The organism is Flavobacterium sp. FlaQc-52, from assembly GCF_044007495.1.
In the GTDB taxonomy this organism is placed as follows: domain Bacteria; phylum Bacteroidota; class Bacteroidia; order Flavobacteriales; family Flavobacteriaceae; genus Flavobacterium; species Flavobacterium cupriresistens.
Map to the genome: position 1 here is coordinate 742,810 of NZ_JBIPCV010000001.1, position 14,401 is coordinate 757,210.

Consider the following 14,401-nt stretch of genomic DNA (forward strand, 5'->3'; position numbering starts at 1 on the left):
AGCCTCCATCGACAAATATTATCTTTTAATTTATTTATTATTTATGGAAAACCGTATTAACAAACAATTTCAAATATATTCATTAAAAAACATCACCTAGTACGTATTTATACCTGTTTATTTATTAAACTATTCTAATGGTAATACATACTTTTACATGGATCTAAATAACAAATTACCGTGAAGCCATTTACTTTTGACCAGATACCAATAATGATGAAAAAGCTTTATGAGAAATTAGAGCATTTGGAAAAACTTATTGAAAGAATTTCCCCAATAGAAGAAAATCAAGATGAACTACTGAGCATTCAAGAAAAATCAAAACTTTTAAATCTATAGGTATCAACGATCTATAGTAAAGTATATAAAAGGGAAATTCCATTTAACAAACAAGGCAAGCGTACTTATTTTTACAAACATGAGTTAATGAAATGGTTAAATCGGGTCGAGTAAAAACTCATTTAGAAGTCCAAAATGATATTTAAAAAAAGTTCAGAAATCTAGTATTACTTTAGATTTTCGAACTTTTCTTTTTAACTTTCATCTCTGAATATTTTAATCATCCATGACTTAGTTTTTTTTATGCTATTGATATAATCAACATTCAAAATTTATATTATTTTTGTATGAAACAACTCCCATGATTTATGTTATCTCAATAAGGATACTTTGTTTTATTTTGTGATATTTCGGCCAGATTTGTACCATTTTTGTACCATATAATCTGGAAACCCCAGTAAATACTGGCTACTAATTTTTGTATCGGGAAGTAGGTTTCATAAAAAATCACAAAACAACCCTAACTAAAACGCTACAAGAAAGCATTTTATACAATATCATCTAGAGAAGCGATCATTTATTTTCTTATTAAAAGTCCACTCCAATATTTTATGTTGATTTTTTCGAGTCCGAAAAGCAATGAAAGATTTTTTCGAAATGAACTGAAAGTAAATATTGTATATCATTAGATAAGAAATTGATTTTCCCGGTGCTTCACCGTATGAATGACCAGGCCAAAACAGGGAGTGCTCAGGCAGATAATTTTTCAAGAATTGAACGGAATCATATAAAGATGCCGCACCATCTTTAGAACAAACTCCAACACCTTCAATGAAAACAGTATCTCCAGAAAACACATGATTATCAATTAAATAACAGACACTGCCTGAAGTATGCCCAGGAGTAAGAATTGGAGTTATTTCGATTGTACCTATTTTAAAGTTTTTCAAGTGAGAAACCAATTGCAATTTAGAATATGTTAATCGAAAAGTAATTGCATCTATATCGGAGCTCCACACAGGAACATTTTTTTCTTTAGAAAATTTTCCTGCCAGATCTATATGATCCAAGTGGCCATGAGTAAGCAATACACCCTTTAATAAAATTCCATTTTCTTCTATATAACTAGTGATCAGCTCGTAATCCCAAGCCGGATCAATCAAAACACCTTCGTATTGATTATGGACCAGATAGCATTGATTCTTAAAAACACCATTAGTAACCTCAAAAAGTTGCACATAAATCATCAGGACTGTAAATTTAGATGCGTTAAATGTTTAGCAAAATTAGTTAAATCTATATCGGTACGTTTGGGACAAGTAATGGAGACAATATAAGAGTCCAGAACTATAGAAAATGATTTGTATTGCCTAAAATTCTTAAAACTTGCACTATATAATCCATTTTTGTAATCAAGGGAATCTAATTCCAAATAGTTGAAATCAATCATCATTCCTGTCTTTAAGATTTTAGATAGGCCTTCTTTTACAGTCCAAAGCAATGTATAGGCTGAAGCCTTATCATTCAGATACGAATTTGCTAAAGTTATTTCTTGCTGAGTAAACATATTCATCATAGAATCAACTTTTTCCGGATTAATTTTTTCAATATCCACCCCTATAGGATGAGCTTCCGGGTAAGCTACGGAAATACCAATAGCATCACAGTGCGTAATAGATACCTGAAAACCAGAACAAGACAGTTGCTCTATGACCGGGAATTGAAAAACACCGAAACCTACTTTAAAAGAACTCATAACGGTATTTGTCGGAATAATTTTGCCTAAAGCACTCTTCGCACTAATACGACCTAACAAATAACTAGATTTTCGTCTATTGAATTTTAGAGCATTTAAATAGGTGATCTCATCCGGATGTAAAACTTCTAAATATCCATTTAAATCGGTTAATTCTTTTTTTACAATGGTATATCCCGCTATATGTTCCGAGTTTTCTCTTACCAATCTTATAATACCTTCATATAACATAGGAAGAGTGATTAGAAATTAAACTTTTTACTTTTTCTAATTGCTTAAGCTCATTTCCAAAAGGGGATAAAATAGGCTGTATGCTGGACTCAGATGTTTTTAGTATGGAATATTTAGTAAAAGTAGCACTAGTTCCCGAAGGTCCCAGATCAATATAGAAACACGGTCCGAGTTGTTCCAAAAAGTCAATTGTTTTACAATGACTGGAATAAGAACTTACCACTTGACTATAATACTCGGCATCAATTTCTTTTAAAAGATCTGATGTCACGCCAGACAAATAATGTGTCTTAGGTCGAACCAAATCAATACCTTGTTGCATATAATACGAAAAATCATGTAAACCTTCCTTAAGGAGAGGAGAATGAAAAGGAACAGTTACCGGAATACGTTTATGTATTATCTCTTCTTCCTTTAAGATTTTTTGATATTGATCCAAATTTGATGTTGTCCCGGAGACCGTATAACTTCCCTTAAAATTATCGATGGCCAGGTACAAGTTGTATTGTTCATATATTTTAAGTTGATGATGTGTCTCTGCGTTTATAACAGTAAGCATACCTCCTTCCAGATTACTCCTTGTTAAAGATTTGGCCTGTTCCATAGCAGCTTTTATAGCTGTTGATGCAGACCAAATACCACTGGCAACACCAGCAGCAAACTCACCAAGACTTTGGCCGAAAACATAATCCGGAAAAATATTGTAAGACTTCATTACCTCTATCATAGCAATCTCAATTGCCACGATAGCAGGATGGGTGATTAGCAGCTCATCAAAATCTGAGTCATCTTTACCATATAGTTCATGCACAAGAGATCTATTCAAATATTTCTGAAAAATCAGATCACTTTCCTCCATGCTTGATCTAAAAACAGCATGGTCCATGAATAGACTTTTTCCCATATTACGATACTGACTACCCTGGCCAGAAAATAAAAAGACAACTTTATACTTTTTCATATCTTGTGTAAGATTACTAATGTTTACCTCTCGAACAAAGCTTTTATATTTTCTTTAACCTGTGGTTGATGAAAAGTTATTTTATGCATTTCTAATTCTTGCTCAAATATATCCTTTAAACTCCTCTTGATTTTTGATGTCATATGTTTTTTTAGCGTCACTAATGAAAGTCTTGGCTTCTCAGCTAATTTCTTTGCTAATGCTATTGCCTCTGTACGAACTTCTTTTTTTGGAACTACGTGTAAAGGGACTCCTCGTTCCTGCAATTCTCCTCCCCTATAACTTTCGGCTGTAAAAAGCATTTCGCTGCCTAAAGAGGAACCAAAACGCAGTGGCACCATGTAAGTTGCTCCCATACCCGGAGTGAATCCGTATTTCATGAAATTTGCAGTATATATATTTTCCTTTCCTAAAATTTGAAAATCTGCATAACATCCAAAAACAAGTCCTCCTCCAATTGCGTGTCCTTGCATGGCAGCAATTACAGGAATTTCGCAATCAATTGGTGCTGTAAAAAAATCTAATTCCGTAAATTTCAACTTTCCATCATATATTTGTTGTAACTCATCCGGGGTTCCTCCGCAAGAAAAATAGCTATCGTAACCTATTAGAATTACTACTTTATACGCTTTATTTTGGTTTACAATTGCAAAAGTCTGTTTTAACCCTTGCATTAGTTCTTTAGAAAATGTATTTCTTGACACTTTATCTTGCATCGTAATTTGTACAATTTCTTCTGTGATTTCTGTAATGCTTACTACCTCTCCCATGGATATTCTCCTTTCTCAATAAAGTTCTTTATATTCTTCTGTACCGTTTCAGACTCCATTAGTGTCTGTAATTTATTAACTGCTATTGTTTTGGTATCCTCCTTTATAATCCAGAGTTTTGCCGTATAAGATTTAATTTCCTGAATTGTATTCGTTTCTAATCGACTAAGCCTTAGTATATTTTTCCTTAGCAGATTATCAATTTCATCTGTCACTTCATCTACCAGACCTATTTCATAAGCTCGTTCTGCCGATATTCCAAGTGTAATTAATGTGAGCCATTTGGCTTTCTGCGGACCAGTTCTTTGCATCAAAAAAGGCATTACACAAGCGGGTAACAATCCAAATAAGGCTTCAGATAGACCAAAAGTTGCCTGACTATTTGCCAGTACTATATCACTAGCTGCAACTAATCCTATTCCTCCTGCATTTACTTTCCCTTCAACTTTTGCTATTACCACCTTATCAATTTCGCTAATCGCTTTCAAAACATTGTAATATTGATCCGGTTGTTGATTCATTAAAGCTTCCTTCTGCTGATTTGCCACCGCTTCAAAATCCATTCCTGTACAGAATTGATTTTCATTACCGGATAATACTATGATTTTTACTTTTGTGTTTTGTTTAACCTCTTTCAAAACCTCCAAAAGTTCATTTGCCATCAAGGTATTAATACTGTTATACTGTTCGGGTCTATTGAGCTGAATATGGAGAACCTCTCGTTGTTGCCTTACCAGAATGGTGCTGTATTTATTATTGACCTCTATCATACCCATTCGTAAATTCTGTGATAATTTTTAATTTCTGAAAAGATCAGTTTCTTTTTTCCTTTTACTTTACTGAAGGGTTCCGGATATAATGTGGTGTCTATTTTGTAATCTCTGGTTCCGAATTTGATTTGTGAGTTAACAGCAAAAGTACTTTCGTATTCTTCCATAGATAATACCACTCGTTCGTCTAAATGTTCTTCTATAGCCAAAGGTGAAATTAACATTTGACTTTGAGGATGTATCACTCCACTAAAAAACTCGGAACAGCATCCTGATCCATATGAAAATATGCCAACTCTTTTTGGGGTTTCAAAATTTCCTTTTTCAATCATGCTTACTAATGCCAAATAAGTTGTTGCTCCCATAATGTTTCCAACTCTCTGACAATATTCTAAAGAAGGAGCTACACGCCCTTGGAAATCTTCTTCGATCTGATCCGGTTTTGCCTTTTTGAATTTTCGCATATTGGTTCGGTGTGCACCTTTTACCATTCCTCCAAATGGTGTATGAAAGACTAAGTATTGAAAACTATCCTGATAATCTGTATCATCAACTCTCTTTTGGTATTCTTTAAAGCTGTTTTCGCAGCAATCCAGATAAGATAATAAAGATAAATCTGAGTCTCCCGCTTCTTTGTCTGCAACGGGTCTGCAAGTATCCATAACCTCATAACCGTAATAACCGCTGGCTCCTTTGTCTATTTCAAATATTTTTGGTTGATCACTAATCAGCATGGCTACAGCCCCGGATCCGGATGAAGGCTCTACAAAAGACATTTCCATGGCTCCTCCTTCTACTGTACTCATCCTCATAATATCTGTAGCGATGACTAAAACTTTTCTACCCACAGCGGTACCCGAAAGGATAAAATTAATAGCCATCTGAAGACCAGCCGTTCCGGAATAACAGGCATTTTTGAGTTCGAACAACCTGCAATTTCGACTCAATTTTAAATAATCATGTATGTACGTACTCATCGACTTTCCAAAATCAATACCTGATTCTGAACAAGTGATCAACATATCTATGCTTTCTATTTCTTCATCTGTCAATGCATCCAATAAGGGTTTTGCTGCATTAACCCCATTAGAGATCGGATCTTCATAGGGCATTGGCACTGTTTTCTCTTTCATTAACAAATTCTCAAATCGCTCGGTGTTTAATTGTCGATGTTTTGCTAATTCAGCAACGTCTATGACTGCTGATCCACAATATATATTTATAGCTTCTATTCCTGCTCTCATATTTTTTTCTGATTCTATTTTGGTTATGCTTCTAGAATAATAGCTGTATTGATACCTCCAAAACCAAAACTATTACTTAATGCGTATTGTATTGAATGGGCCTCTCTATAACTTTGTATCCAGTCCATAGGGTAATCTATCGGTGTTTCTAAATTAAGATTTTCGTGCACAAAATTTCCATTCATTTGTATCAGACTCGCAATAGCTTCAACAGTTCCTGCTGCTGTGATACCATGACCAATTAGTGATTTTGTGCTGTTTATCGGTTTGTTTCTGAGTTCCAGATTAATCAAAGCTTCAATCTCTGTATGATCTCCCAGTTTTGCCCCTGTACCATGCGCATTAATGTAATCAATTTGTTCTGCCAGAATACCTGCTTTTTGTATCGCTTTAGCTATAGCCTTTTGTTCTCCATCTACTGAAGGATTTGGGTTTCTATTGGCATCTAGTGTCACTCCATAGCCTGATATCGTTCCAAACACTTTTGCTTTTCTTTGCTCCGCATGCTGCATTGATTCTAAAATAATTGCTCCAGCATTTTGTCCGTATACAAATCCTGAATGATTGATATCAAAAGGTTTGTACAGGGGAATTTCCGCTGTCTCTGATGCTACTGGCTGCATAGCTCCCAAAGCCGAAAATCCTTGGTATTCATAAACGGATAAATCCATCATAGGAGCAATTACCATAACGACATCATATGCTTGAGTTTCTATAAGTCTGCAAGCTTGAATGATTCCCATGTTTCCACTGGCACTGGCTGCTCCAACTGTAAATCCTTCTCCTGTAATCTCAAATAATTCTGATGCTACACCAATCATATCACTATCCAAAAAATTGAATCCATAGGAAGGTTTCATGAATTGCATTTTATTTTTGTACGTTTCTCTGATATCCTGACAATGCTGCTGTTGTGTATTGCTGCCTGCTACAACTATAGCTATTTTACTTTTATCTATCGTTGACGGAAGCTTGGCTTGATGCCAAGCTTCCAGAGCACAAAATGTTCCATAAGCAGTACTTAATGAAATATCCCGTAAACGTTTAACTTTTAGTTTCCAATGCTCCTCAAACTCACTATCTGATATGTTTTTTTTTAGATCAAAATCTTCTACTTTCCCATATACGTATTTAAAGGTTCTATCTTCTATAACATACTCTTTTATAGCAAAATTCGATTTTCCGTTTTTTAAAGCCTCTGTAAAAGCGGGAATTCCTATTCCTACTGGAGTAACGACTCCCATTCCTGTTACACAAGCTTTATGTATTTGATCTGTACTCATAGCAACGCAGGTGTTTTTATTTTTCAGCAATCAATTCTGCTAATTCATTTATGGTTTGTGCTCCTGCTAATTCTATTCTAGGAATTTCTTTCTCTAATTGTTCTAATGTTAATGCGATTAATTCTGCTCTATCGATAGAATTTGCTCCAATATCTGATAGTTTCTCATCATTAGATATTATTTTTCCTTCTAGTTCTGGAATAATCTCAAGTAAATTTTCTCTGATTTGCTCTATTATTTGATTTTTCATATTCTTGTTTTTTATTTTAATTATAAATTTGTTTTAAATACTTTCCACATAATTTTGGGTCTAAATAGTGTTTTTCCTGATTTAAGATATCCCGCTACTTCTAATATTTCTTTAAATAATTCTGTGTCTTTATTGGCTGCTTTTTGCAAAGCTTTCATGTATCCATTAACCATTTTTAGTCCAACAGGTTTTTCTCCTTCTGTTTCAGGATATTTAAAATCTTCATAAGAGCCCGCAGTCCAAAAATCTTCTATTACGGCATTTACTTTTTTTATATGAGGCTTAAATACTTTATCATTTGCTGGAATAATTGTAAGTACTTCGTCTAAAACTTTGGCCTGGCATATAGAGGATGCCATTCCTTGCGCATACATAGGGTTGAAGTTTGAAACTGCATCTCCTAAAACAACATAAGAGCCCGGGAATTTTTTTAGTTTTTCATAATGTCTTCTTATACTATGTGGGCATTTAAATACTAGAAAATCGGTAAGTCTCTTAGCTTCTGATACAGTATCATATAATCCTGAAATAGGAAGTCCTTTTAAGAATTTTAATAATTCCTCATCATTTTGGGGTGGTTCAACTCCTCTCATTCCTATTAGCGTAAGTACCCATCTATTCTCTTCAATAGGCATAAGTACAGCTCCTAATTTTTCGTTTGGTGCATCAGGAGTGTAGCTAATTACTTCTGCTTTTTTTCCTTGAGGTATTTCTTTACGCTCCAATAATATTGTTACGTACATTATATCAATCTTGATCTTAGTTTCTTCTGGTGTCGCATATCCATGCTGCTCTAACCATTTATAAGCTCTGGTTCCTCTTCCTGATGCGTCTACTACAAAATCGGTATTTATAAGCTGTTTTTCTCCTGCTTTTTCTAATACTAAGGCGTAGACATTTTCATCTTTCATTTTCATTTCTAACGCTTTGGTTTCATCTAGAATCGTAATATTCCCGATGCTCAAAACATGCTTTTTTACATGATATTCCAGAAGTTCCCTTGTCATAGTAAGGGCTGTAATTCCTGTAACTCCTTTTTTCTTATATCCTCCGTAAGAATACCAATTATAATCATTACATACATCCAGTTCTAATGCCCCGGCTTCTATTAATTCTTTTTTTAGCAAAGGAAAATACCCCAAGAGTATATTCATTGCCTGGGCTAATACCAAATGAATGTGCCTGGTTTGAGGTTGTCCTTTTCTCGTCTCTGGTTTATCATTTACTTTATCTTTTTCTATAATGGTTACATTTCTAAAATGTTTGCTTAGTACTCTTGCTGTAACTAAACCGGCCATACTCCCTCCGATTACTACTGCATGTTCTCTTTTGGTATTCATACTCTTACTATTTTACTATTTTTACTTCGTAATTATACTTCGGCCAACGTGAATTTATTCTTCATTAGTTTTTCTGCAGCTTCCATAATTTTTATGCCTATTTCATCTACATGTCTATTTTGCCATGCTTCTAATGGAGTTCCTTTTACCCATTGATTAAATGCTCCTAAAGCTGCTCCGCTTTGTATTTGAAAATTACCTTGTTCCTCTGTAATTCCATCCAATGCATATTGACTTGCCAGCCTTAGATAATACTTAAATAGGGTCGCCATCTTTTTCTTAGGTCTTTCTTCTATACTCTCTATTTGTGATATTTCACCTCTTTGTATAAACTCTTGCTTGATCGTTTTCCATACTTCAGGCAAAGTTTTCTTGAAGTATTTAAGCTCTAATTGCTCCCTTACATCATCAGGTATTGCCTCTAAACTATCATATCGTTGGTACAACTCGTATAGTTTTTTGGCACGTGTTGCGAAGAGAACTCCCTTCTTTAATACCTGAGCTTGTATACCGATCTCAAATAGTTCTTCGTCCGGGATGTAGGCTGTATCTTGTACATCACTATTTTGCAATAACTCTTTGGCTATAGCACTTAAACAAGATTCTACAGTACACTGATTAATTGAACCTGTAAGTACAAAATCGGCTTCCATGACAAAAGCGCTAACAGCCGCTTCCGGTGTTCCTATTCCTCCGGAAATTCCAAGATGTATGGGTTCTTTATACTCATATTGCTGTTGTATTTGGTTGCGTAAACTTTTTATAGAAGGAAACAAAACAAATGCAGCGCTTCTATGCGTAACGCCTCCAGGGTCTGCTTCAATACAGATATCACCACTTAAAGGAATTTCTCTTGCCATTTCTGCTTGATCTTGTGTAATCCATTCTTTGTCCAACAACCTTTTAATAAGTCTTTCAGGAACTGGTTTCATAAAACCTTCTGCTACTTCTGGTCGCGATATTTTGGCTATGATTTGGTTATTACATTTTATACTCTGATCCTTTTTCCTTACTAATCCAACCGTCCTAAAATAGGCCAATGCCAGGGTGATTTGGCTAAATCCTCCTGCTTCAATTATTGTAATCCCATTATCTAACAACTTATTAACTAATTCAATTTCTTTATTGGGTTCAAGAATATTGTGATATAAATTAACTCCAAAAGGTCTTTCTTTTGTTACTTGTTCCTGAAGCTTTTCTATATCGTTATTAATTTCTTTTATGGTGCGCCCTTTGGTTCCCAAAAAACCTAACATCTGAGAATTCGCCATTTTTTTTACCATCTCTACAGAAGCTATTCCCATATGGAGACCTCCTGCTACATAGGCATAAGAGGTGTCGTATCTTTTACAAAATGTGCTACTTCCTAATGTATTTATTCTATGGCTGATGGTTGTTTCTGTTGCTGCTTTCTCTACTTGCTTTTCGCTATTAAAGATTCCCTTTCCTATCTTTATTTCTTCATAGATGGGCGTACAATTGCTCTGAATTTGCTCAACCATTTTGGTTAATCTATCTCCTCCTACTTCTTCGAATTCTTTAACATTCTTCCCCATCAGATAACGGATAGAATCTACCCATTGCACCGAACTTGCAATTTGCTTACTCAGTAAATCTTTAATTTGATGCTGGTTATAACTTCTAGCCGTAACATTAGAAACTACCGGAACTTTGAGCTTATTGAATTCTAGCTTATGAATAAAATTATTAAACTCTTCTACTGCGCTTTGCATATATCTGGAGTGAAATGGTGCTGTAACCAGCAATTGAATAATTTTTATATTTTGCTGATCAAAATCTTTTACCAACTGATTGATTGCAGCTTCAGGACCAGATACTACTACTTGTGCTGGGGTATTGAAATTAGCAATATCTATAGCATGATGTCCTCCTTCTTCCAATTTTTCTTTTAAAGCAATTTCATCTAATCCTAAAACAGCTGCCATAGCTCCCCCGGAAGCTTCTCCCATCAAAGCTCCTCTCTTTTGTACAATTCGTACTCCTGTTTCAAAATCAAATGCTCCTGCTGCCAATAAAGCATTATATTCGCCTAAACTATGACCGATAAAATAATTTGCTTGGGTTGAAGCAAATTGTTCCTCGTACTTTAATGCGTTAACAACAAACAAAGCAGGTTGGGTAAATTCTGTTTTGTTAAGTTCTTTTTTTGGATCTTTGAGACATAATTCTTCTAGGTCATATCCGAGGATATTTGAGGCTATTTCCGTTTTATCTTTATACTTCTCAAAAAGGTCCTTCCCCATTCCTTTGTATTGGGCTCCTTGTCCTGGAAACATTATTGCTTTCATTGGTTCTTCCTTGGTTTTAATTAATAAAAAAACTATTTACGCATATTAGCCGCGAATACTTTCCACATAAAAGGAGGAGAAAATAAATTCATTGCAGGTTTTATCATAACAGAAACCTTTACCAGCTCAGCATATACTGATGCATCCTTATTGGCTGCTTTATGAATTGCTACCATATATTTATTAACAAGGTTTAGTGCTTTAGGTTTTATACCTATAGTTTCCTCGTATCTGAAATTTTCATAGGCTGAGGCACTCCAACACTCATCTAAAACCTTAACTATTTTTTTAAAATAGATTGCAGACATATTTGCCGGATCATGTTTCTGTATTAGCTTCTCTAAAATTTCTACTTGCAAACAAGCTGAGGTTATACCTTGTCCATGTGCCGGATTCAAATTACAAAACACATCACCTATCGGAAGGAATCCTTTAGGGAAATCAGCTAATTTTTCAAAATATCTCCTTAAACAATAAGGAACCTTGTAGGTTACAAAATCACTCTCTTTTTTGCATGCAGATAATACCTTATAAAATCTTTCATCCGGTAATTGTTTAAGGAATTCAAGTAAATCTTCATCAGTCGGAGGATCTTCTTTATGCCAACCCGCTACACAAACCAAGTTTTGATTATTTTCAATAGGTTGTATCACTACTCCTATTTTTTCGGGAGATGTTGGCGAGTACATCAGCATCTTTCCGTCCTGAAGTCCTCCTTTGGGGCTGTTGTATATAGCTGTTTTGTAGGTAATATTAACAACGGTTCTCTCCTCTTCTACTTTTGAGAAATTGTTATTCTCTAACCACTTAGGCGTTAAGGAACCTCTTCCGGTTGCATCAATAACCAAATCTGATTTTATTTCATATTCGTCAGTATCTATCCCTTTAACTTTCACGCCTTTAATTGTTCCGTTTTCTTCAATAAGATCAATATATTTGGTTTTATCTACTATTTGAACATTAGGTATTTTCTCTACCCTTTTTCGAAGTGTATAGTCAATTATTTTTCTGCTAGATAATAAGGTGTTTATACCTGTAATCTTGTTTTGTTTTACTCCTCCATAAGAATACCAGTAGGCACCATTTCCCAGATCTAACTCTACCGCGCCACTATCTTTTAGCTCTCCTGTAATCCCCTTAAAATAGTGCTCTAAGGTATTTAAGCCTCTAAGCAGCAACACATGAAACTGTCCTGCATGAGATTGTCCTTGTCGTACTTCTGGTTTATCTTCCAATTTGTCTTTTTCGATGATGATTACTTTTTCATACTTTTTGCTGAGTACTTTTGAAACCAATAATCCAGAAATACCTCCTCCTAATATAATTGCCGTTTTATTATCCATTTTATAGTTTTTAAAAAATCTAAGGCTTTAGTTTATAATTCAAATGATTCGCTTTTATACCACCGCAACTGGCGCATTTATACGCCCTATTTTTATACTGAATTTACTCGGTCCCAGCGTTGTATTAAAATGGTCTTCTACCTTATTTTCTTTGTCTGATTTACTTATTTCATAATTTTTTAAAATCATACACAAAATGGTTTTCATTTCTACCATTGCCAATGATTTTCCCGGACATATCCTTTTTCCAAGTCCAAAAGGAATAAGATTACTTTGATTGGTATGAAATGTAATACTCTTACTTTCTACCCAGCGCTCCGGGTCAAATGCTTCTCTCTTTAAAAAAGGGCAACTTTCCTGATCTCTGTAGTGCGATAACAGAAATACGTCTGTATCTTTTTGTATTTCATATTCTCCAATAATACAGTCTTCATTTGTAGTTAAGGCTATAACAGGAATTACTGGTTTTAACCTCATCACCTCATAAATAACTGCATTTACATATTCCAACTCATTGGAATCATCCATTACTTGCAAAAACTTCTCATCTCCTAAAACAAGTGATATTTCTTTCCTCATTTTTTTTTGGACTTCCGGATAATCTGTGATGTAATGAAGTACCCATAATATGGTATTAGCAGTAGTATCTTCTCCTGCTACGAGCGTACCAAATATGCTCGGATAAATCTCTTCATCTGTCAGGTATACGCCTTGATCATCTGTTGCTTGTAGTAATGCCTCAATATAGTTTGTTGGGTTTTCTTTTAATTCAGGATTTAATCTGATCCTTTCTTTTGCTTCATTTATATACTTCCAAATACCTTCCTTTATTTCTTTTAGATCATTATCTAACTTATGATCTTTAGGTAGTTTAAAAAATTTCCAATATTGAAAAGGAACCACAATTCGAAATTGAATCATGTTCATTACTCTTTTGTAATTGTTCTGAATCTTGCTTTCTTCATTTCCGACAGTTCCTATTTTCTGTCCAAATGCTAAATAAGATATAATATCAAAGGAGTAATTAAAAATGTCTTTGTGCACATCTATCTCTGAAGTTTTTTCTAATGTTCTCTCCCAGTGATTATAGAGATCTTCGGTAGTTTCTTTTATCGATGGATAAAACGATCGGAGTACTTTATTTGATAATGCCTGGGTTACATATTTTCTACTTCTTTTCCACTCATCTCCTTCTGTTGAGAAAAGGTTATGAACATCCATCTCTTCTAATACTGGTCTGATATTTTTGAAACGCCTGTATTTATAAGGCCGCTGATTTAGAATTTCCTTGATAAAAGACGCTTCCGAAATTACTACTCCGTCTTCTCCATTAACATTAATCTTATAAAAAGACCCATATTGCTTTGCCCATTCTTCGTATTGTAAATGCACTTTTGTCATTTTGGAAAGAAAGCTTAATGAGTTTCCGAAAACAGGTATTGCTTTTGGACCCGGTAAATCTTTTAATGTTTTTATACGAATTTGTCTTTGCGCAGGCGCATTTTCCATCTCCCTTTTATGATCTAAAAGTTCGTTTTTATCAATAAAAATATCCCCATTAACGATTTCATAATAGAACGTTTTTAGGCTGCCTTTTGGATTACATTTATTTTCTCCTGACAGGGAATTAAATTTCCATTGATGTGCTGGACATACAATGTTTAGCTCTTCGTCAATTTCTCCGAAACTTAGAAGTTCTTTTTCGTGTGGACATAGTCCTTGAAATATTTTAATCCCGTCGTGATTATTAACCACTACAAGTTCTACATTTTCTTTATTAACACCAATCATTTTATTATCCTTTAATTCACTAATGTTTATTAGCCTAATTGGATAAAATTGTTTTTCAATTTCCATATTCTATA

General features: G+C 34.4%; 14 protein-coding genes. 2 read left to right on the plus strand and 12 right to left on the minus strand.

Features of this window, described 5'->3' with window-relative positions:
- The first annotated feature begins 180 nt into the window (after positions 1-180).
- Together ACHRV5_RS03105 and ACHRV5_RS03110 are read left to right on the plus strand one after the other, a co-directional pair.
- A complete protein-coding gene (locus ACHRV5_RS03105) occupies positions 181-339 on the plus strand; it encodes a hypothetical protein (protein ID WP_395425717.1) in 159 nt (52 codons plus the stop codon).
- A 36-nt stretch (positions 340-375) separates the two neighbouring features.
- Complete coding sequence (locus ACHRV5_RS03110; RefSeq protein WP_395425839.1) at positions 376-453, plus strand: hypothetical protein; 78 nt, start codon at positions 376-378, stop codon at positions 451-453.
- Positions 454-836: 383 nt separating this feature from the next.
- Here the strand turns inward: ACHRV5_RS03110 and ACHRV5_RS03115 are convergent, their stop codons facing one another.
- The 12 genes from ACHRV5_RS03115 to ACHRV5_RS03170 are packed head-to-tail and all read right to left on the minus strand — an operon-like array spanning position 837 to position 14,393.
- On the minus strand, positions 837-1,526 hold the full coding sequence (locus ACHRV5_RS03115) for an MBL fold metallo-hydrolase (protein WP_395425718.1): 690 nt from the start codon (positions 1,524-1,526) through the stop codon (positions 837-839).
- Positions 1,526-2,266 carry a 4'-phosphopantetheinyl transferase family protein gene (locus ACHRV5_RS03120; RefSeq protein WP_395425719.1) on the minus strand — a complete coding sequence of 247 codons (741 nt, stop codon included), beginning with the start codon at positions 2,264-2,266 and terminating at the stop codon, positions 1,526-1,528. The genes ACHRV5_RS03115 and ACHRV5_RS03120 overlap by 1 nt, the downstream gene beginning before the upstream one ends.
- Positions 2,256-3,227, minus strand: coding sequence for an acyltransferase domain-containing protein (locus ACHRV5_RS03125; RefSeq protein WP_395425720.1), 972 nt, complete (start codon positions 3,225-3,227; stop codon positions 2,256-2,258). The genes ACHRV5_RS03120 and ACHRV5_RS03125 overlap by 11 nt, the downstream gene beginning before the upstream one ends.
- A gap of 23 nt (positions 3,228-3,250) precedes the next feature.
- Positions 3,251-3,997: a polyketide synthase gene (locus ACHRV5_RS03130; protein WP_395425721.1), complete on the minus strand. Its 747-nt coding sequence runs from the start codon at positions 3,995-3,997 to the stop codon at positions 3,251-3,253.
- Entirely contained in the window at positions 3,985-4,773 is a 789-nt protein-coding gene (locus tag ACHRV5_RS03135) for an enoyl-CoA hydratase/isomerase (RefSeq protein ID WP_395425722.1), read from the minus strand. Before ACHRV5_RS03135 ends, ACHRV5_RS03130 begins: the two co-directional genes overlap by 13 nt.
- Positions 4,764-6,011: a hydroxymethylglutaryl-CoA synthase family protein gene (locus ACHRV5_RS03140; protein WP_305070184.1), complete on the minus strand. Its 1,248-nt coding sequence runs from the start codon at positions 6,009-6,011 to the stop codon at positions 4,764-4,766. Before ACHRV5_RS03140 ends, ACHRV5_RS03135 begins: the two co-directional genes overlap by 10 nt.
- Before the next feature lie 23 nt (positions 6,012-6,034).
- Positions 6,035-7,294 carry a beta-ketoacyl synthase N-terminal-like domain-containing protein gene (locus ACHRV5_RS03145; protein WP_395425723.1) on the minus strand — a complete coding sequence of 420 codons (1,260 nt, stop codon included), beginning with the start codon at positions 7,292-7,294 and terminating at the stop codon, positions 6,035-6,037.
- A gap of 16 nt (positions 7,295-7,310) precedes the next feature.
- On the minus strand, positions 7,311-7,544 hold the full coding sequence (locus ACHRV5_RS03150) for a phosphopantetheine-binding protein (protein WP_047778066.1): 234 nt from the start codon (positions 7,542-7,544) through the stop codon (positions 7,311-7,313).
- Positions 7,545-7,564: 20 nt separating this feature from the next.
- The gene (locus tag ACHRV5_RS03155) at positions 7,565-8,884 is read right to left on the minus strand and encodes an NAD(P)/FAD-dependent oxidoreductase (protein WP_395425724.1); all 1,320 of its coding nucleotides are present in this window, start codon (positions 8,882-8,884) and stop codon (positions 7,565-7,567) included.
- Positions 8,885-8,916: 32 nt separating this feature from the next.
- On the minus strand, positions 8,917-11,193 hold the full coding sequence (gene fabD, locus ACHRV5_RS03160) for an ACP S-malonyltransferase (protein ID WP_395425725.1): 2,277 nt from the start codon (positions 11,191-11,193) through the stop codon (positions 8,917-8,919).
- 32 nt (positions 11,194-11,225) lie between these two features.
- Positions 11,226-12,536: an NAD(P)/FAD-dependent oxidoreductase gene (locus tag ACHRV5_RS03165; protein WP_395425726.1), complete on the minus strand. Its 1,311-nt coding sequence runs from the start codon at positions 12,534-12,536 to the stop codon at positions 11,226-11,228.
- 54 nt (positions 12,537-12,590) lie between these two features.
- Complete coding sequence (locus tag ACHRV5_RS03170; protein WP_395425727.1) at positions 12,591-14,393, minus strand: cytochrome P450; 1,803 nt, start codon at positions 14,391-14,393, stop codon at positions 12,591-12,593.
- Positions 14,394-14,401: the final 8 nt, after the last annotated feature.

What these genes read in the sequence shown, in the direction of transcription:
- ACHRV5_RS03135 (WP_395425722.1), bottom strand. Translation starts at nt 4,773, where the DNA reads ATGGGTATGATAGAGGTCAATAATAAATACAGCACCATTCTGGTAAGG.
- ACHRV5_RS03150 (WP_047778066.1), bottom strand. Translation starts at nt 7,544, where the DNA reads ATGAAAAATCAAATAATAGAGCAAATCAGAGAAAATTTACTTGAGATT.
- ACHRV5_RS03170 (WP_395425727.1), bottom strand. Translation starts at nt 14,393, where the DNA reads ATGGAAATTGAAAAACAATTTTATCCAATTAGGCTAATAAACATTAGT.
- fabD (WP_395425725.1), bottom strand. Translation starts at nt 11,193, where the DNA reads ATGAAAGCAATAATGTTTCCAGGACAAGGAGCCCAATACAAAGGAATG.
- ACHRV5_RS03130 (WP_395425721.1), bottom strand. Translation starts at nt 3,997, where the DNA reads ATGGGAGAGGTAGTAAGCATTACAGAAATCACAGAAGAAATTGTACAA.
- ACHRV5_RS03120 (WP_395425719.1), bottom strand. Translation starts at nt 2,266, where the DNA reads ATGTTATATGAAGGTATTATAAGATTGGTAAGAGAAAACTCGGAACAT.
- ACHRV5_RS03145 (WP_395425723.1), bottom strand. Translation starts at nt 7,294, where the DNA reads ATGAGTACAGATCAAATACATAAAGCTTGTGTAACAGGAATGGGAGTC.
- ACHRV5_RS03165 (WP_395425726.1), bottom strand. Translation starts at nt 12,536, where the DNA reads ATGGATAATAAAACGGCAATTATATTAGGAGGAGGTATTTCTGGATTA.
- ACHRV5_RS03115 (WP_395425718.1), bottom strand. Translation starts at nt 1,526, where the DNA reads ATGATTTATGTGCAACTTTTTGAGGTTACTAATGGTGTTTTTAAGAAT.
- ACHRV5_RS03155 (WP_395425724.1), bottom strand. Translation starts at nt 8,884, where the DNA reads ATGAATACCAAAAGAGAACATGCAGTAGTAATCGGAGGGAGTATGGCC.
- ACHRV5_RS03140 (WP_305070184.1), bottom strand. Translation starts at nt 6,011, where the DNA reads ATGAGAGCAGGAATAGAAGCTATAAATATATATTGTGGATCAGCAGTC.
- ACHRV5_RS03125 (WP_395425720.1), bottom strand. Translation starts at nt 3,227, where the DNA reads ATGAAAAAGTATAAAGTTGTCTTTTTATTTTCTGGCCAGGGTAGTCAG.